Genomic DNA, 18,062 nt, shown 5'->3' on the forward strand with positions numbered 1-18,062 from the left:
CATGCAGGGCATCGATGAAGCCAGGAAGGAACTCTACTGCCTGGATGTGGACCTGAGCGAACTGCATGCGGCCAAAGGCGAGCTCACCCGCGCCCGCGACGCCGCCGAGGCTGCAAACCAGGCCAAAAGTGAATTTCTGGCCAATATGAGCCACGAGATCCGCACCCCCATGAACGGAATCCTGGGCATGCTTCAGCTGCTCATGACCAGCGACCTTGTGGGCGAACAGCGTGAGTTTGTAGAGCTGGCTTACAAGTCCTCGCGCCGGTTGCTGGATCTTTTGAACGATATCCTCGACTTTTCGCGCATCGAGTCCGGCAAGCTCACCCTGTTGCATGCGCCCATGACGCTCAAGGATATCGCAGAGTCCGTGCTGCGCGTTTTCAGCCTCAACGCTGAGCGGCGCGGCCTGGAGCTGGTCTTGAGCATCGACGATTCCGCCGCGCTGCCTCTGCTGGGCGACGAAGCCCGCCTGCGCCAGATTCTGTTCAATCTGGTGGGCAATGCGATGAAGTTCACGCGTGCGGGCCGCGTGGACCTGGAGATCTGGGCGAGCCCCGAGCCGTCCGCGCCTGGTTATCTACGCGTCTACCTGTCTGTCAGCGACACCGGTCCGGGCATCCCGGAGGACAAGATCCCCCTCGTGTTCGAGCGCTTCACCCAGACCGACAGCTCCTACACGCGCAAGAACGAGGGCGCTGGGCTCGGCCTGGCCATCGTCAAGCGAATGGTGGATCTCATGAACGGGCATATCGTGATGGACAGCGAGCTTGGCCAGGGGACAACCGTCTGCGTCTTTCTGCCGTTGCGGCTGGCACGCTGGACCCAAAGCCATCCCGTGCTCGCGGCGGACGCCTTGTGTGTCCAGACATGCATCCCCCTGGTCATCCTGGTGGCCGAGGACGACCGCATCAGCCAGATGTACATGCGCCAGCAGTTGAGCCGCCTGGGGCACCAGGCCATTGTGGTCTCCAACGGGGCCGAGGCCGTGGAGGCGCTAAAGAACCGCACTTTCGACTGCGTGCTCATGGACGTGCAGATGCCGGTGATGGACGGGCTGGAGGCCACCCAGGCCATACGCCAGCTTGACGACGCCGCAGGTCGCATTGCTACGCACATCATCGCCATGACCGCCTACGCCCTCAGCGGTGACCGCGAAAAATTCCTCGCCGCAGGCATGAACGACTACATCAGCAAGCCCGTGCAGCACCTTGAGCTGGAACGCGCCCTTGAGCGAGTCCAGGCCCGCAAACTGCTGGCGTAGCGAAGCTCTGGACCCGGTCTCCCATCAGCCAGAAAGCTGAAGGAACGAACCCCGCTCTGTCTTTTGCTTTTTCAAACGAAACGCCCTGGCTTGAGCATTCGCATCAGCCAGGGCGTTTCGTTTGCGCGAAGGCCCAGAAGGGGCGAGATCTCCTGGCGTCCCGCTACTGCTCCGCCCGCTCCGGGGCCAGAAGCGCGGCCAGCCCGTAAAGCGCCAAAGACGCCCCGAAAACGAGGGAGTAGCCGAAGCTGACGGCCAGAATGTTGGCCAAGGGCGTGGCGACCACGGACAGGGCGCCGTTGACGCTCCAGGCCCAGGGAATGAAGGAGCTGGTGTTGCCGCGATAGGTGGACAGGGCCAGGGGGAAGGGCATGCCCATGAAGAAGCCCAGGGGCGCGGCGATGGCCACGGCGAGGGCGGCCTTGGCCGGGTCGGGCCAGGCCAGGGCGAGGTCCAGCAGGCGCGGCAGCAGCAGCCCCAGTGCGGCGGCCAGGCTGGCGGCCACGCCGCAGGCCAGGCGGATGCCCGCGCGCGGCCGCGGCACGAAACGCGAGGAGAAGGCGCTGCCCAGGCCGGAGGCGATGAGCATGGCCGAGAGCACCAGCGCAAAGGCCTGGGCCGGATCGTTGAGGAAGAAGGTGAAGCGCTCGATGAGCACTATCTCGATGAACAGGAAGCCCAGGCCCAGGCACACGAAATAGCCGAACCCGGCGAGGATCTTGCGGGTGCTGACTCCGCCGAGGCCGCGCCTTCTGGCCAGGGGCAGCAGGAACACGATGAGGGCGAAGAGAGCCGACTGGGCCAGGACCGCAACGTTGACGAGATAGCCAATCTCCTGGCGCGGCAACAGCTCTATGCGCGCAAGCACTTCGGGAATGCGCTCCAGCCGCAGGATCTCGTGGAAGAATGGCCGGTCCTGGGTGCTGGGGGCAAGGTTGAAGAAACGGAAGCTTGAGGAGTTGGTTTTCCCGTCGCGCAGGTAGGCCACAAGATCGTCCATCAAAGCGTCGCGGGCGGTGAAGGAGTCGTCGCCGGAAAGGGCGTCCGAGGTGACGCTCTCAAAGGACACGGGCGGCAGGTCGTTGAAGACCTCCACCGTTGTGGGATTGATGCCGGGAAAGTAGGGCGTGTCGAAGCTGCGCTCGGCGGCGAAGGTGCGCACGGCGGCGATGTCGGACTGGCTGAAGGGCAGGCGCGAGGCCAGGATGCGCGCGGTGAAGGCGCTGCGAAGAACGATAATGTGCTGCGAGGGGTTTTCCACTCCCGCCAAGAGGAGCCCGGCGCGCACCGTGGCTGCGGCCTTGATGGCGTAGACCGGCAGTTCGCCGATGCCCATGGGCAGCGACAGCAGGCCGCCTGCGCCCAAGGCCTGCACCAGCCGGGCGATGCCCTCGGCCGTGAGCACGTACTTGTTGGCCTGGCCCTGGTCCAGGAACTCGGGCGAGATGTCGATGAGGCTGTAAGGCTTGGACGCCTGCCGGGCCAGCACCAGGGGCGATCCCAGCTGCGGGGTCGAGGCGTGGCCCGTGGGCGCATTGTGCCCTGGCCCGGTTTCCACGGGCTTGTGAGAGGTGTCTTCCTCATCCGCAAAGGGATCGCTGTCGGCCTCCGGCGGGGAGTTTTTGAGGGGCAGGCGCATGGCCCAGCCCGTGGGCGGGGCGCTGGGGCCATGGGAGAGCAGCAGCGCGTGCAGCACCGGATCGCTCTCCACTGTGTCCACCTGGACCGCGCCCAGCTCCAAGGCCTCTCGCAGGCGGAAGCCGCCCCGTCCCCCGGCCAGGAGCACCCGCTCCTGCTTGTGCAGCAGGTACGGCAGGCTGTCGAGGGAGGCCTTGATGTAACCGGAGTCGTAGGCGCCTTCCCGCGGCAGCGCGGCCAGGCGCTCGCCGTCGCGGTAGAGGCCAAGGGCGGGCGGCGGGCCGCCTGCGTCCAGCAGCTCGTAGTTGTTGGAAAGGTCCGGGTCGTGCCGCTCCATGTAGTTCTGCAGCAGCATGTAGTAGCCGCGCGGACTCTTCACCTCGGACGCCAGGCGGTTGTCCTCCACGTTCATGGCCACGGAAACAGGCTTGTACTGGCTGAAGGCCGCGTTGTTGTGGAAGACGATGACATAGGCTGCCAAGCCGCTGGCGCACAGAGCCAGCGCGCCGAGGCCCAGGCGTCTGGCGGTGTTTGCCTGCGGCAGGCTGGTGAGGGCGGCCAGGGCGAGGGGCGGCAGGAGCAGAAGCGGCGCGTGGAAGGGCGGCACAAAGGCCAGGCAGGCCAGCAGGGCTGCCGCGCCCAGGCCCGCGCCGATGAGATCGGCCATGTAGACCTTGGGGATGTCTTCCTGGCGGGCCAGAAACGAGAGCCCCACGTACAGCCCGGAGGCGAAGAAGAACGGAAACAAGGCCAGGTAGTACTTGCCGATGTTGACCAGCTGCCCGGCGAAAAGCACCTCGTTCTGCAACTCCAGCGGATTGAAGGGAATCAGGCCGAGGGCTGCGTAGCCCAGGGCGCAGAGAATCATCATGGCCACGGGCAGGGCGTAGAACAGCCCTCCCTGCCAGCGCTCGAAGCTGGGCCCGAACAGGCAGAGCACCACGCCGCTTACGGAGTATCCGGCCATGGCCATGGAGATGACCCAGTAGCCGTACTCGCTCCAGTTGGTGATGGCGAAGTGGCGCACGAGAAAGATCTCGAACGCGATGGACGCGAGGCAGACAAGAAAGATGCCGAGATAGCGCATGGAACCCCAGACCGGCTCCGGGCCTGGGGCATCCGGAACGGCGCGTGCGAAAAATATGGGTTTGCGTAACGCATCCGCGCCCGCGAGGCAAGAACGGCAAAGGCGCGAAGCGGAAGATCAGGTCTTCTGAACGGGCTGGAAACTCAGGCACAGGGTAAAGGTGCTGCCGACGCCCTGCGCGCTTTTGGCCTCCAGGCTGCCGCCCATGCGAAGGGCCAGCTCCTTGGCGATGGCCAGGCCCAGGCCCGTGCCCGCGAAGTTTTTCGTCAGCGGGGCTTCTTCCTGCACAAAGGGCTCAAACACCCGGGGAACGAACTCGGGGGCAATGCCGATGCCCGTGTCCTCCACGCTGAGGCGCAGGGTGCAGGTGGATTCGTCCTGGCAGGTGGCCCGAGCGGCAAGGCACACCCCGCCCCGCAGGGTGAATTTGAACGCGTTGTCCAGCAGGTGGCGCAATAGTTGGGTCAAATGCACAGGGTCGCCCAGCAGTTGCAGCTCCTCGATGTCCGGCTCTGCCTTGATGGCGAAGCTGAGGTCCTTGACCTGGGCCTGGGGCGAAAACTCCACCCCCAGGGGCCGGAGCACCTCGCCCAGCCGGAAGGCCCGGTACTCGAAGCGCTTTTCACCCGTGCCCAGGGCAGCGTAATCCAAAATGTCGTTCACCAGGGCGGTTATGAGCTGGGCCGACTGGGTGGCCCAGGAAAGATATTCACGCTGTTCCTCTGGCTTGGTGGTGTCCTGCAGCAGTTGGAGCATGCCGAGCAGGCCGTTCAAAGGCGTGCGCAGTTCATGGCTCATGTTGGCCAAAAAGGCTGTTTTGGCCTGACTGGCAGCCTCTGCCGCCTCCTTGGCCGAAAGCAGTTCCCATTCGGTAAGCTTGCGTTCGGTGATGTCGCGGGAGAAGCTGGCGATCTGCACGATCTCGCCGCCCTCGCTGCGCACGGGGTGCAGGCGGATGGCATAGGTGCGGCCTTCGCGCTCTTCCTCAAAGCGCATGGGCTGCCCGGTCCGCGCGACCTCTTCGTAGCGGGCCCGGCGGCCGTTGCGCACATAGTCGGGAAGAAGATCCAGAATGTTGCATCCGGTGAGCTCCGCAGGTGTCATGCCGCGCCGCCTGGCCGCGCTCTCGTTCATGGCCAGAACTTGGCCATCAGGCACCAGGAGCAAAACGCCGTCGCTGGAGGAATTGAATATGGCCCGCAGGCGCTCCTCGCTTTCGAACAGGGCGCGGCGCGCTTCCTCCTGCAGAGCCTTGTGGCTTTCCAGCGCCTCGGCCATGTGGTCGATGGAGTTGCCGAGCTCGCCAATCTCGCCCTCCTGGACCGAAAGTCCGCTGCGTGCGCTGTAGTCTCCGGCGTGCAGGGCGCGCACCGTGTCCATGAGCCGGGCGGAGGGCTTGAGAATGCGGCGCGTGGCCCAGATGCGGGCCAGCAGGAGAATCAACGCCACAACGCAGAACAGCCCGATGAGATGCCGCGTGAGCTTCGTGGCGCTGGCTGCGTATACCGCGTCCTTCGGGATGCCCACGCGCACGTAGCAGGTCTCGTCGCGGCAGATGTCCAGCCGCTTCATGACGTAGTAGCGCTCCACTCCGTCAAGGCCGATGGCCCAGCCGCTCATCTCCTGCTTCCCGGCCCTGATCAGGTCCGCCTGTTCGCTTGGGAGGTTGGATCCGGCGTAGCGCGGGGCCTCGGGCAGGCGGTAGAGCACGCGGCCGCTCTGGCCGGCCAGCACCAGGGTGGTGCCCCTGGGCAGGGCCGCCTCGTCGAAAATCTTCGCAGCCTCGGACACGCTGAGGTGCGCGACCAGCACCATGCGGATGCTGCCGCCCTTGTCCTGCACGGGCGCTGCGTAGGTCACCACCGCGCCATCGCCCTGCAGATCGGTTTTGCTGACGGAAACGCCCACGGCGAAGCTTTGCCCTTGCAGGGCTCCGGCCACGGCCTGGTCCTCTGCCATGTTGAGGTCAGGCGGCAGTGGCCGGGCCGAGGCCACAACCGAGCCGTCGGGCCGCACCAGGATAAGATTTTTGTAATGCGCGGCCACGCGGGAAAAGTTGGCCAGCACCGGCTGGCAGGTGGCTGGCACGCAACTGGACACCAGAGGGTTGGCGGCCAGGAGCTCCAGGAATATTCTGGCGTTGGTGGTTTCTTGTCCCAGGGCGTGGGCCACGAGGCTTGCGGCCCGGGCAGCCTCGACAACGGCTGCCTCGCGCTCCTGGGCGCGGTCGCGCAAATGGCTGATGAGAGAAAGGGCGAGCAGGGGCAGAAGCGTCAGGGCCACAAGGCCCATGAGCATGCCGTGCAGGCTGTTTGCCTGTTGCCGCCAGCGGGGGAGGAGGCGCAGCACCTTACGGTTCCAAACCCGGTTTGGGGCAACACACGCTCAGCAGCTCCAGAGCCTTTTCCTCTGTCAGAGCCCGCGAAAACAGGAATCCCTGGCCGAACTCGCAGTTGAGCTCGGCGAGAAAATGTCGCTGGCGCTCGGTTTCGATGCCCTCGGCGACCACGTCGAAGCCCAGGTTGTGGGCCAGGCTCACGATGGTGCGCACGATGATGAGGTTTTCAAAGGCGTCCAGGTCGGAGACGAAGCTGCGGTCGATTTTGAGCGTGTTGATGGGAAAGCGCCGCAGGTAGGACAAGGACGAATACCCGGTGCCGAAATCGTCGATGCTGACCTTGACGCCCATTTCGCGCAGGCCGCGCAGCTTGTGGACCACGCTTTCCGGGTTCTGCATCACCAGGGTTTCCGTGATCTCAAGCTTGAGGCGCTGCGGGTCAAGGTGGTTCTCTTCAAGGGCGCGGGTAAGCTGGCGCATCAGATCCGGTTGTGAGAACTGCTTGGCGGAAAGGTTCACGGCGACGTTGAAGCCTTTGGGCAGGGCGAAGCGCTCCTCCCACTGGGCGGTCATTGCGCAGGTTTCGGCTATGGCCCACTGGCCTATGGGCACGATGAGCCCGGTCTGCTCGGCGTGGGGGATGAAGTCGCCGGGGGGCACCAGCCGGCCGTCAACCTGCCAGCGGATGAGGGCCTCGAACCCGGCCAGGGTGTTGTCCTTGAGGTTGAATATGGGCTGATAGTGCAGGCGGAACTGCTGGCGGTCAAGGGCGTGGTGCAGGCTCTGGTTCACGTTGAGCGCGTACTGGGCGCGGGTGCGCATGGCCCATTTGAAGACCTTGACCTTGCCGCCGCCCAGAGTGCGGGCGTGCTCCATGGCGATGCCGGCGTCCTGCAGGAGTTCTTCCGGCTGGGCGTAGTCCGCCGGCCCCAGCACCACCCCGATGCTGGCGGTGAAGTGCAAGGCGTTGCCGTGCAGCTCCATGGGCCGGGCCAGCTCGTCGCAGATGCGCCGGGCCACGCGCAGGGCCTCGCCGGGTCCCTTGAGTTCCTCAAGGATGAGCGCGAACTCATCGGCGCCGCAGCGGGCCACTGTGTCCAGCCCGCGCGCCACGCCCTTGATCCTCTCGGCCACGGCGCGCAGCACTTTATCGCCTGCGGCATGCCCCAGGCTGCTGTTGATGGGCTTGAAGCGGTCCAGATCGAGAAAAAGCACGGCGTACAGATAGTTGAGCCTTCGTCGCGAACGCTCCATGGACTGTTCCAGGCGGTCCATGAACAGGGCGCGGTTGGCCAGGCCGGTGAGGGGATCCCGGAAGGTGCGCTCCTGGAGGGTCTCCTCGGCCTTTCTGCGCGCGGTTATGTCCTCGGCCACCATGGCCAGAAGACCCGGGCCGGGCACATAGGCCTGGATGCGCAGCCAGCGCTTGATGTCGGAAAGATAACTTTCAATGAGGCCGCTCTTGCCGGAGCGCACGACCTCGGTGGCGAAGTCGCGCAGGTAGCCTTCAAGATTGGGCAGGATCTCGCCCATGGTGCGCTCCAGCAGCGCCTCCCGCGGGAGGCCCAGAATCTGCTCCATGGCCGGGTTGATCTCCAGGATGCGGGCCTGAGCCAGGTCCGGCTGCGGCTCATCGCCGGGAGAAAGCAGTGCGAAGCCGTTGAACATGGAGGTGAAGAGGCTCTGGTAACGCGTGCGGCTGTCGGAAAGGGCCTTGGTGGAGCTTCTGAGTTCGTCCACGGTTTTGGCCAAGGCTTCGCTTGCGCGCTGCACGGCCAGTCTCTGGCGGTGCATGTCCACAAAGACCTGCACCTTGTTTTTCAGAATCTCGTGTTCGAAGGGTTTGATGAGGTAGTCCACTGCTCCGGCTTCGTAGCCCTTGAAGACGTGGCGCTGCTCTTTGCTGATGGCGGTGATGAAGATGATGGGGATGTGCCGGGTGTTCTCGTCTGAGCGGATGCGCTCGGCGGTGGTGAAGCCGTCCAGGCCGGGCATCATGACGTCGAGCAGGATGAGGGCGAAGTCGTGGGTGTCGAGGAGCTTGAGCGCTTCATAGCCGCTGCGCGCGGTGACAACGTTAACACCCTCGCGGCGCAGAAGCCCCGTAAGCAGAAGCAGGTTCACCTGCTCGTCATCCACGGCCAGAATATCGATGACTTCCGGCGCGTATTCGGCTCGGCCCATGCCCCGACGCTCCTCCACAGACTTGGTATGCAGACGGCCCAGCCCTGACCACATTCCCCAGTTCCGTTTGACTCTTTGCTGTTATCTGATGAATAGCGAGATGTACAGATTCTTTCACCTATAGATGTCTGGCACAAGGGTATTTCTCTTGTTTGTGGAGCCGCTTTCACATATACTTATTTTATCTACTACCTAGTCAGCCGCCGTTTTTTTTGGAGGGAATCTGCGTATGCCTCAAGCCGCTGAACAGCGCCCCCTTTCCGCCCTGGACAAAACAGAAATAAAAGATGTGCTTGCAAGCGAAAGCATCTCCGTGTTCTTTCAGCCTGTTGTTTCCGTGCGGAGTAAGAGCATCCTCGGTTTTGAGGCCTTCTCGCGCGCGGTTTCGGAAACCGGCGCCCGGCTTGATGCCCATGACCTCTTCAGCCAGAACTGGGACGTAGAAACGCGGCTGGAGCTTTGCCGCCTGTGCCGCCGCAAGGCCCTGGAGGCCTTTCGGCCCATCTTCGAACGCCACCAGCAGATGCTGCTGTTCCTCAACACCGATGGCGGAGCCCTTTCCGCAGCCGCAAAGCACGGGCACCTTGACGCCGCCAGCCAAGCCTTGAGCATCCCCGGCAAACGCATCGTGGTCGAACTTGAGCGCCCCCACCTCAGCTCCCCGGCGGTTGCGCGCTTTGCGCTCTACTACCGCGAACGCGGCTTCGGCCTGTCCGTGGACCTTTGCGGCGGCATGGGCGTGCCAGCAGAAGAGCTCTTCGCCCTCAAGCCCGACTTCATCAAGTTCGACAGACCGCTGTTCACCGATGTGGAGGGGCAGGAGTTCAAGCGCGACATGGTGCAGTCCTTAAGCCGCCTGGCCGACCGCCTCGGCAGCGTACTGCTGGCCAAGAACGTGGAGACGGAGGACGAGGCCCTGCGGCTGCTGGAGTGGGGCGTGAACCATCAGCAGGGCTACTACTACACCAAGGACAAGGACGTCGGCGAGCGCGACCCCATCCGCGCATTCCAGCAAAAGGTCGAAGACATCAACCGCCGCTACCGCGAAAACGCCCAGGCTGGCGTGGCCACCAAGCGCAAACGCTACGAGGACTTCCACAAGATCCTGAAAAAAGTCTCCTACAAGATGGCCGACACGCGGGAAATGGACTTCGCCGCAGCCTGCGAGCGCATGGTGGCTGCGGAGGAATCCCTGATCTGCGCCTACATACTCTCCGACGACGGGGTTCAGATCACCCCGCGCGGCTTCAAGCGCGGCCTCGCGGGCGACAGCCCGCTGCTGGGGGCAGACCGCGGACGCGGCACCGACCACGGCATCCGCGAAGATGTGCTGCACCTTAAAAGCGGCTTCGACAAGTATGTTCTGCCCGCGCAGATCTCACCCTTCGTGAAGCTCATGGTCAGCACCATCTCCGCCCGGTTCTACAATGCGGAGGGCTCCCCCTACATCCTGTGCCTGGAGTTTCTGTGCGAGTAGCGGGCAAACGCGGAGTGGTTGTTGCGGAAGTGTTGGAGATGGCGCGGGCCAAGCGCCCGGCCTGACGCCCGCGGCAAACGAAAAGGCCGGGTCCGAGCAGATGTTCGGACCCGGCCTTTTCGTTTGCCGTGGGCGGAGCACAGGGGGCATTCCTCCAGGGGAAGCTCATCCCTCCTGCTGTTCGGCTACCCGTTTCTTTCCTCGGCGATGGCCATCCTGCGCAATTCGCGCCGGCGCTGGGCCTGCCTGTAGCGCCGCTCGGCCACCTCGCCCTCGATGACCAGCGGCGGCGCAGGGCGCGGGCTGCCATGGTCGTCCAAGGCCACAAAGGTGAGATAGGCGGAGTTGGTGTGCCGCACCTCGCCGGTGAGCAGGTTCTCGGCCTCCACGCGCACGCCTATCTCCATGCTGGTGCGCCCCACGAGGTTCAGACTGGCCTTGATGATGACCAGCTCGCCCACGAACACGGGCTTGAGAAAGTCCATGCGGTCGATGCTCGCGGTGACGGCCCAGCCGCGCACGTGCCGCATGGCCACCACGCCTGCGGCGGTGTCGATGTGCTTCAGGATGACGCCGCCATGCACGTTCCCGGCGGGGTTGGCGTCGTGGGGCAGCACCTGGTGCGTCATGGTCACGGCGGACTCGGCTGCGGTCTTGCCGGGTGCTGCGGCGGGACTCTTGCGGTTGGCGTCGGTCATGGGCGTCTCCTGTTTTCTCGGCTGGCAGTCTCAAGGATGTAGGCGCAGGCCGCCGGGCGGTCAAGACCTGCGGCGCGGCAGGGGCTTCCTATCCGCAGGGCCTCGTGGTAAGAATGAACAATACTTTATTTTTGAGGAGTCCCGCCCCATGCTGACCAAGTCTCTGCGCAGCCCAGCGCGCGCTCTTTTGGTGTTGTGTTGCATTCTGGCTTTCAGCACAGCCGAGGCGCGGGCCGCTTCTCCAGCCTATGCCGCCCCGGCCCCGACCACGCAAAGCGCCTGGACCCCCGGCGCGGCCTGGGACTTCAAGACCTTCCAGGACGCCATGCGCCAGTCTGGCCGCTCGGTTGAACTCCAGGAAAAAGGCTTTGCCGAGTTGCAGTCGCGCAAGGCCACGGCCATGGCGACCATCGAGAAATATCTGAAGCAGCGCTTCGGCAAGGCCGACCCAAACGTGCTGCGCGCCTTCCGCGAACTGCCGCGCGAATATTATCATTATGATTATCAGCGCAAAAGACCCTTCGCCTCCAACTGCTACGAGCCCGCGCCCAAGCCCTGGGCCATCGGGTACGGCTCGGCCCTGTCCGACTATCTGGGCCAGGCCTACATGACGCAGCTGGCCAAGCCCCGGCCCGGCGACACTGTGCTCGAAGTTGGCACCGGCTCCGGCTTCCAGAGCTCGCTTCTCGCGCGCATCGTGAAAGACGTCTACTCCGTTGAGATCATCAAGCCCTTGGGCGCGGATGTGGCCAAGATCTACAAGCCGCTGGGGCTGGACAACGTGCACACCCGCGTGGGCGACGGCTACTTCGGCTGGCCCGAGGTGACGGGCGGCTTCGACATCATCATGGTCACCTGCGCGGCGCGCTACGTGTCGCCGGAACTCCTGAAACAGCTCAAGCCCCAGGGACGTCTCATCGTGCCCATCGGCCAGCCCTTCAAGAAGGGCCAGGTGCTCTACGTGTTCACCAAGGACAAAAACGGCAAGGTCCATTCCCGCAAGGACATGGGCGTATTCTTCATCCCCATGACCGGCAAGATCATGGAGCAGAAGTCCTAGGCGGGGCCAGTGCGCGCCATGCTGAATATTCAGGGAAGGGGTCTGCGCCACGCGGCGCTGGCCCTTTTCCTTTTCCTGCTGCTGGGCGGACTTCCCGGAACTGCGGCCCTGGCCGCCATGCCGGACCGCGGCATGGCCGTGGATGCGTTCAACTCCGTCACCAAGCCTCCGGCCTCGCGCCAATCCAACTCGACATTCGGCTCGGCCTTCGGCACCTCGCCCGGCTCCGCCCAGACCGGGCCTGTGGAGCCAAAGCAGCCCAAGGCCCCGGTGGTTCCAGGGGCCACCAACTCCAAGGGCGTGCTGCGGTCCGAGCCCCTGCCCCTGCGTCAGTCCGCGCCTAAGGCCCAACCCGAGCAGGGCTCCAGCCGCAAGACTGCCGCGCACGCCGCCCAGGCCGGGCAAGCGCGCCCGCAGGTGCTGACCCTGACCCATGGCGACGCCGAGCGCCGGGCCCTCGTCACCCTGCCCAAGGCCGCGCAAGCAAAGAAGGGGCAGGCCGCGCCCAAGGTTCCAGTGATTATCTTTCTGCACGGGGCTGGAGGCTCCGCGGCCCAGGCCATGCGCCAGACAAACCTGGCCGGACGCGCGGCTGCGGCAGGCTTCCTGGCCGTGTTTCCGGAGGGGCTCGGCCCCCCTGGCGCGGACAACGGCGGCCAAACCTGGAACGCCTGGAACTGCTGCGGCTACGCGCGTGACAACCGCGTGGACGACGTGGGCTTTCTGTCCGCGCTCATCGCCCGGCTGCGGGCGGATTTCGGGGCCGATCCGGGGCGCACCCATCTGGCCGGCTTCTCCAACGGGGCCATGCTGGCCAGCCGCTTCGTGCTGGAGCGGCCCGGCGTCGCCGCCTCCCTGGCCTCGGTTGCCGGGTACCTGCCCTGCGACGCGCCCGCCCCCTCGGACTCTCTGCCCGTGCTCCTCATCCACGGCGCGCGCGACCAGGTGGCGCGCTTCGCCCCAACCAAAGCGTATCCGGCCACAGGGCGTTTTTGCGAGGACTCCCCGGCCCGCGCCCAGGCGGAATTCTGGGTGCGCAGCCTGGAGCTTGTGCCCAAGGCGCAGGTGTTGGATGGCGGGAAGTCGCCCGCTCGGATGGAGGAGTACGCTCCGCAGCGCAAGGGCGCACGCGGCCTGGTGCGCTTCGTCATCGTAAAGGACGGCGGCCATGCCTGGCCCGGCGGCCCGCGTGAACGCTACCGCTACTGCGACTTGCCCACCAGCGGCGTGGACGCCACAGGGCTGTTGCTGGAGTTCGCCAAACGCGCAGGTGCCCCGGCGCAGGAGAAAGCCAAGCCCGAACCGGCCCCGGCAAAAAAGAAGCGCCCAACGCGCTAGTTTTCGCATGGATGCTTGCGGCGGGCAGCCTTCACGCGCCCTTGCCCTTGGCCTTGTTCTCTGGCAATCTGCGCCCGACTTGCGCCCGAAACGCGCCAGCCCCTTACCGGAGCACCCATGATCGACCTCATGAAACACGCCGCCCACCCCGGCCCCGCAGGCAGCAGCCGCCAGCGGGCCGTGGACACCGGCATGGCCCTGACCCTCATCTGCCTCATCATCGGCCTGGTGCGCGGCACAAGCGGCTGGTTCGCCGTGGCCACCGCCATCCTAGTGGTCAACATGACCGCGCCCAAGGTCTTCGGCCCGGCGTCCAAGCTCTGGTTCGGCCTCTCGGCGGTGCTTGGCGCGGTGATGAGCAAGGTCATCCTCACCCTGGTGTTCTTCATCATCTTGACCCCCATGGGCTTGGCGCGCCGCGCCATGGGCAAAGACACCCTCCGCCTCGCGGCCTTCAAAAAAGGCACGGACTCCGTGTTCGTGGCCCGCAGCGGCCCCTTCACCCCGGCGGACCTCAAGACCCCCTTCTAGGAGCATGGAATGGATTTTCTTCGCGATCTCTGGGACTTCATGAAAGTCCGTAAAAAATTCTGGCTGGCGCCCATCATCCTGGTGCTGCTGTTGTTCGGCGCGCTCATCGTGCTCACCTCGGGCTCGGCCATCGCGCCCTTCATCTACACGCTGTTCTAGGGCGACACATGACGGATACGCCGCGCACCCGCCGGGCCATTCTGGGCATCAGCGCCTTCTACCACGACTCCGCCGCCGTGCTGCTGGTGGACGGCAAGATCGTGGCCGCAGCCCAGGAAGAGCGCTTCACCCGCAAGAAGCACGACCCCGACTTCCCGCATTTTGCTGCGCGCTACTGCCTGGCCGAGGCCGGGCTCACCCCGGCTGACCTTGAGGCCGTGGCCTTCTACGACAAGCCGTACCTCAAGTTCGAGCGGCTGCTTGAGACGTACCACGCCTTTGCGCCGCGCGGCCTTGCGAGCTTCCTTACGGCCATGCCCGTGTGGATCCGCGAGAAGCTGTTCATGCGCAAGATGCTCAAGGACGAGCTGGAGCGCCTTGGTCCCGGCTCCCCGGAGCTGCTGTTCCCGGAGCACCACCTGTCCCACGCGGCCAGCGCCTTCTTCCCCTCGCCCTTTGAGGACGCCGCCGTGCTCACCATCGACGGGGTGGGCGAATGGGCCACAACCACCATCGGCAAGGGCGCGGGCAGCGAGCTGTCCGTCCTGCGCGAGCTGCATTTTCCGCATTCCCTGGGCCTTTTGTACTCTGCGCTCACGGCCTGGTGCGGGTTCAAGGTTAATTCCGGCGAATACAAGCTCATGGGCCTGGCCCCGTATGGCATCGAGGGCAGCGAGCGCGTGGCGCGCTACCGCCAGGTGATTCTGGACAAGATGGTGGACCTGCGGCCCGACGGCTCTCTGCTGCTCAACATGGATTATTTCGACTACGCAACGGGCCTCACCATGTGCCGGGCCAAGGCCTTCGAGTCCGCCCTCGGCCTGCCCCAGCGCGCTGGCGAGTCGGACATCACCCAGGAGTACATGGACCTGGCGCTGGCCATCCAGCAGATCACCGAGGAAGCCGTGTTCCGCATGGCCGACACGGCCCACGCCCTCACTGGATGCAAGAACCTGGTCATGGCTGGCGGCGTGGCTCTGAACTGCGTGGCCAACGGCAAGCTGCTCAAGCGCGGCCCCTTTGAGAACATCTGGATCCAGCCCGCAGCGGGCGACGCGGGCGGAGCCCTTGGCGCGGCCCTGGCGGCCTGGCACATCGGGCTTTCCCAGCCGCGCACGGCCCATGCCGGAGAACCCGGCGGCGACATGATGCAGGGCGCGTACCTCGGCCCCAGCTTTTCCAGCGGCGACATTGAGCGCACCTGCCGACGCTTCGGCGCGCCCGCGCACAAGTATGAGGACTTCAACGCCCTGTGCGAGCGCGTGGCCGGGCTCCTGGCCGAAGGCGCGGCGGTGGGCTGGTTCCAGGGCCGCATGGAGTACGGCCCGCGCGCCCTTGGCGGCCGCAGCATCCTGGGCGACCCGCGCCACGCCGACATGCAGAAGAAGCTGAACCTCAAGATCAAGTACCGCGAGGGTTTCCGGCCCTTTGCTCCCTCGGTCCTGGAGGAGCGCATGAGCGAGTGCTTTGATCTGGACCGCCCTTCGCCCTACATGCTGCTGGTGGCCCCGGTGGACGAAAGCCAGCGCAAGCCCCTGCCCGAGGGCTATTGGACCCGGCCCATGTACGACCGCCTGTACGTGGAGCGCTCAAACCTGCCCGCCATCACCCACGTGGACTTCTCCGCACGCATCCAGAGCGTTTCCAAGGCCACCAACCCCCGCTACTGGCAGCTCATCGACGCATTCCGCCGGGGACACGGCTGCCCGGTGGTGGTCAACACCAGCTTCAACGTGCGCGGCGAGCCCATCGTCTGCACGCCCGCCGACGCTTACGCCTGCTTCATGCGCACCGAGATGGACGCCCTTGTGCTGGGCGACTGGCTGCTGGTGAAGGAAGGCCAGCCCGAGTGGCGCGAGGAAGGCGACTGGCGCACAGCCTTCGAACTCGATTAGCCTCCAGGGGGTTCGCCCCCTCCGCTTCAAGCGTCAAAATAATGTTCGCCTTGTGAGCGTTTCTCTCCCTGGCTTTGCGAAGCCAGGGAGGAACGCCCTGCATTGACGCATTACCTAGACTTCTGCTAGACTTTTTGGAATTGGCAGCCATCTGCAGGGAAGCGGCGTCATTGCTGGCTTCCGGCTCCGGTCGCGCGTCCGCCCGGAGGGCAGGAACAGTATTTGCAAACTCTCGGGCGCGACCAGGAATTATTTGCCCGCCGAATCATAGCCGGATTCACCGGCGCGGCGCACGCCGATGGTCGCCAAAGAGGTGCTGCATGGACCCCGCCCAACCCACACCGCCAGACCCGAAAGACGCCTTCGCCTGGCTGCCGCCGGACCTGCGCCAGCCGCTGCTGGACCAGATGCTCGGCCCCATGCCGCGAGGCCGTGAAACCCTGGCCTACCGCACCCCGCCCCGGCATCTGCATGCGCGTAAGGTGGACGGCAAGCGCCACGTGGTGATGAACTCCTACTACCTCCAGCCCGCAGTGTGCAAAAAGGCCCTGGCCCTGCGCCAAACGGGCCGCTACCACCTGACCTTCATCGGCTGCTGCATCCGCGAGGAACAGCGCCCGGAGCTCTTTTTCGACGAGTACTATGAAGTTGAAGACTACAAGGAAATGTACGCGCTCATGGCCGACACCCGCGTGTACGCCCTGACCACGGTGATCCAGCCCTTGATGAACGGGGCCTGCGCCGTTGAAGCCAAGCTGCGCCACGGCACCCCGGTGGTCCTGGACATCAACGACTCGCTCTACTACATGCGCACCGACCCCTTTGCCCCGGACTGCCGCGCCGAGCGCGAGATCCTGGAGCGCGCCACGAGCTTCGCACACAAGATGCCCGCCTGGGCCGTGGACGAGATGCGCGGCGCCTGGAGCCTCACCCGCCCCGATTTTCTGGTGCACTCCCTGCCCGTGCGCGAGTATTTCACCGAGTGCGCGGACATGCTTCCCGGCGTCCCGGCCAGCCTGGTCTTTGCCGGGGGCATCGTGCCCTACCGCATCGCCGTCACCCAGGGGCACCAAAACCACATCATGGACCCGCTCATAGACACCCTGTGCGGTGCGGGCCTGGGCCTGGGCTTTGTGGTGAACCAGAATGCGCGCAACATGTTCTGGGAAGAGCACGCCCATTACATCGATTTCCAGCACAAATACCAGCGCTTCAGCTTCGAGCCCGGTGTGCCCTTCTTCGAGCTGCCGGGGAAGATCAGCCGCCACAACTTCGCCGTCTACTGGGAGAACGTGCGCGCCAGCACCTACAACGACAAGCACTTCGCCATAAACATGGCCACCAAGGTGTTCAGCTACATAGAGGCCGGGCTGCCGGTCATCGTCCACACAGAGGCCCCGTACATCCGCGAGTTCACGGCGGACAATGGCCAGGGCCTGGTATACGAGCTGGACCGCATGGACCTGATCCCGGACCTGGTGGCCTCTTGCGACCACGAGGCCCTGCGGGCGGCCTTGCGCACCTGGCGCAGCAAGAACGACAACTCCGGGGCCGGGGCCCCGCTGGAAGCGGCCTTCGCGGCCTAGGCCGCGCAAGAAGCCGCAGCAAGGAGCAGTGATGTCGGACGAGTTCAAGGGCTGCCCCACAGTGCAGGGCCCAGTGCGGAGAAAGGACAGCGAGCCCTGGGTGGAGCTTCCTGGCGGGGCGCGGCTGGCCTCCTGGTCCAAGGACGACCAGGTGCGCTACAATCAGCAGAACAGGCAGGCCGCCAAGCATGCCTTCTACGTCTCGGCCTTCGACTTCCTGCACGACAACGACATCCGCGGCGACTACCTGGAGTTCGGCTGCCACCGCGCGCGCACCTTCCGCATGGCCCTCACCGAGGCCCGGCGCCAGAACATGGACTTCATGAATTTCTATGCCTTCGACTCCTTCGAGGGCCTGCCGGATTGCGACCCGGCCCATGTGTGGACCAAAACCTGGAGCAAGGGCGCGCTCAAAACCGGCGAGGACGAGTTCCAGGCCATCATCGCCGAACACGGCGTGTACGCCGACAAGGTGCGCACCGTGCCAGGCTTCTACGACGCCTCTCTGACACCGGCCCTGCAGGGCGAGCTCATGAACGCGGACTGCCGTGCGGCGCTCATCTGCGTGGACTGCGACCTGTACGAAAGCGCCGTGAGCGTGCTGGGCTTCCTGGAGCCCCTGCTGCAGCCCGGCGCTCTCATCTACCTGGACGACATGTTCGCGGGCTACAAGGGATCGCCCCTGCGCGGCGTATACAAGGCCTTCCGCGAGTTTGCGGGGGTCTCGGCCTGGCATTTCGAACCGCACATGCAGGTGGGCTGGGCTGGCCGGTCCTTCGTCACCTGCGAGAAGGCGTAGAAGGACCG

The 18,062-nt window shown here is 65.1% G+C and carries 13 protein-coding genes; 9 read left to right on the top strand and 4 right to left on the bottom strand.

The genetic code is table 11. The features are described 5' to 3' along the window. On the top strand, nt 1–1,264 hold a 1,264-nt coding region (locus Q8O35_RS08995; protein ID WP_305572415.1), incomplete at its 5' end, for an ATP-binding protein. A 163-nt stretch (nt 1,265–1,427) separates the two neighbouring features. Here the strand turns inward: Q8O35_RS08995 and Q8O35_RS09000 are convergent. The 3 genes from Q8O35_RS09000 to Q8O35_RS09010 all read right to left on the bottom strand — a co-directional run bounded on the left by Q8O35_RS09000 (nt 1,428) and on the right by Q8O35_RS09010 (nt 8,511). Then, entirely contained in the window at nt 1,428–3,989 is a 2,562-nt protein-coding gene (locus Q8O35_RS09000; protein WP_305572417.1) for a hypothetical protein, read from the bottom strand. A 117-nt stretch (nt 3,990–4,106) separates the two neighbouring features. Next, complete coding sequence (locus tag Q8O35_RS09005) at nt 4,107–6,338, bottom strand: ATP-binding protein (RefSeq protein WP_305572419.1); 2,232 nt, start codon at nt 6,336–6,338, stop codon at nt 4,107–4,109. A gap of 1 nt (nt 6,339) precedes the next feature. Beyond that, nucleotides 6,340–8,511, bottom strand: coding sequence for a GGDEF and EAL domain-containing protein (locus Q8O35_RS09010; protein WP_305572421.1), 2,172 nt, complete (start codon nt 8,509–8,511; stop codon nt 6,340–6,342). 229 nt (nt 8,512–8,740) lie between these two features. Here Q8O35_RS09010 and Q8O35_RS09015 point away from each other — a divergent pair, with 229 nt between their 5' ends. Then, nucleotides 8,741–9,988, top strand: coding sequence for an EAL domain-containing protein (locus Q8O35_RS09015; protein ID WP_305572423.1), 1,248 nt, complete (start codon nt 8,741–8,743; stop codon nt 9,986–9,988). Between the two features lie 185 nt (nt 9,989–10,173). On the opposite strand, the gene Q8O35_RS09020 is transcribed toward Q8O35_RS09015, so the two are convergent. Further along, nucleotides 10,174–10,686, bottom strand: coding sequence for an acyl-CoA thioesterase (locus tag Q8O35_RS09020; protein WP_305572425.1), 513 nt, complete (start codon nt 10,684–10,686; stop codon nt 10,174–10,176). 148 nt (nt 10,687–10,834) lie between these two features. On the opposite strand from Q8O35_RS09020, the gene Q8O35_RS09025 reads away from it, so the two are divergent. From Q8O35_RS09025 to Q8O35_RS09055, 7 genes are all read left to right on the top strand, one after another. Next, a complete protein-coding gene (locus Q8O35_RS09025; protein WP_305572427.1) occupies nt 10,835–11,746 on the top strand; it encodes a protein-L-isoaspartate O-methyltransferase in 912 nt (303 codons plus the stop codon). Nucleotides 11,747–11,764: 18 nt separating this feature from the next. Further along, nucleotides 11,765–13,084, top strand: coding sequence for a PHB depolymerase family esterase (locus Q8O35_RS09030; protein WP_305572515.1), 1,320 nt, complete (start codon nt 11,765–11,767; stop codon nt 13,082–13,084). Nucleotides 13,085–13,201: 117 nt separating this feature from the next. Then, complete coding sequence (locus tag Q8O35_RS09035; protein WP_305572429.1) at nt 13,202–13,615, top strand: SxtJ family membrane protein; 414 nt, start codon at nt 13,202–13,204, stop codon at nt 13,613–13,615. 9 nt (nt 13,616–13,624) lie between these two features. Further along, entirely contained in the window at nt 13,625–13,774 is a 150-nt protein-coding gene (locus Q8O35_RS09040; protein ID WP_305572431.1) for a DUF5989 family protein, read from the top strand. A gap of 8 nt (nt 13,775–13,782) precedes the next feature. Beyond that, entirely contained in the window at nt 13,783–15,669 is a 1,887-nt protein-coding gene (locus Q8O35_RS09045; protein WP_305572433.1) for a carbamoyltransferase, read from the top strand. Nucleotides 15,670–15,989: 320 nt separating this feature from the next. Further along, a complete protein-coding gene (locus tag Q8O35_RS09050; RefSeq protein ID WP_305572436.1) occupies nt 15,990–17,255 on the top strand; it encodes a hypothetical protein in 1,266 nt (421 codons plus the stop codon). Nucleotides 17,256–17,286: 31 nt separating this feature from the next. Beyond that, nucleotides 17,287–18,054: a TylF/MycF/NovP-related O-methyltransferase gene (locus Q8O35_RS09055; protein ID WP_305572438.1), complete on the top strand. Its 768-nt coding sequence runs from the start codon at nt 17,287–17,289 to the stop codon at nt 18,052–18,054. The last annotated feature ends 8 nt before the right edge of the window (nt 18,055–18,062 follow it).

The organism is Humidesulfovibrio sp., assembly GCF_030689645.1.
Taxonomy (GTDB): domain Bacteria; phylum Desulfobacterota; class Desulfovibrionia; order Desulfovibrionales; family Desulfovibrionaceae; genus Humidesulfovibrio.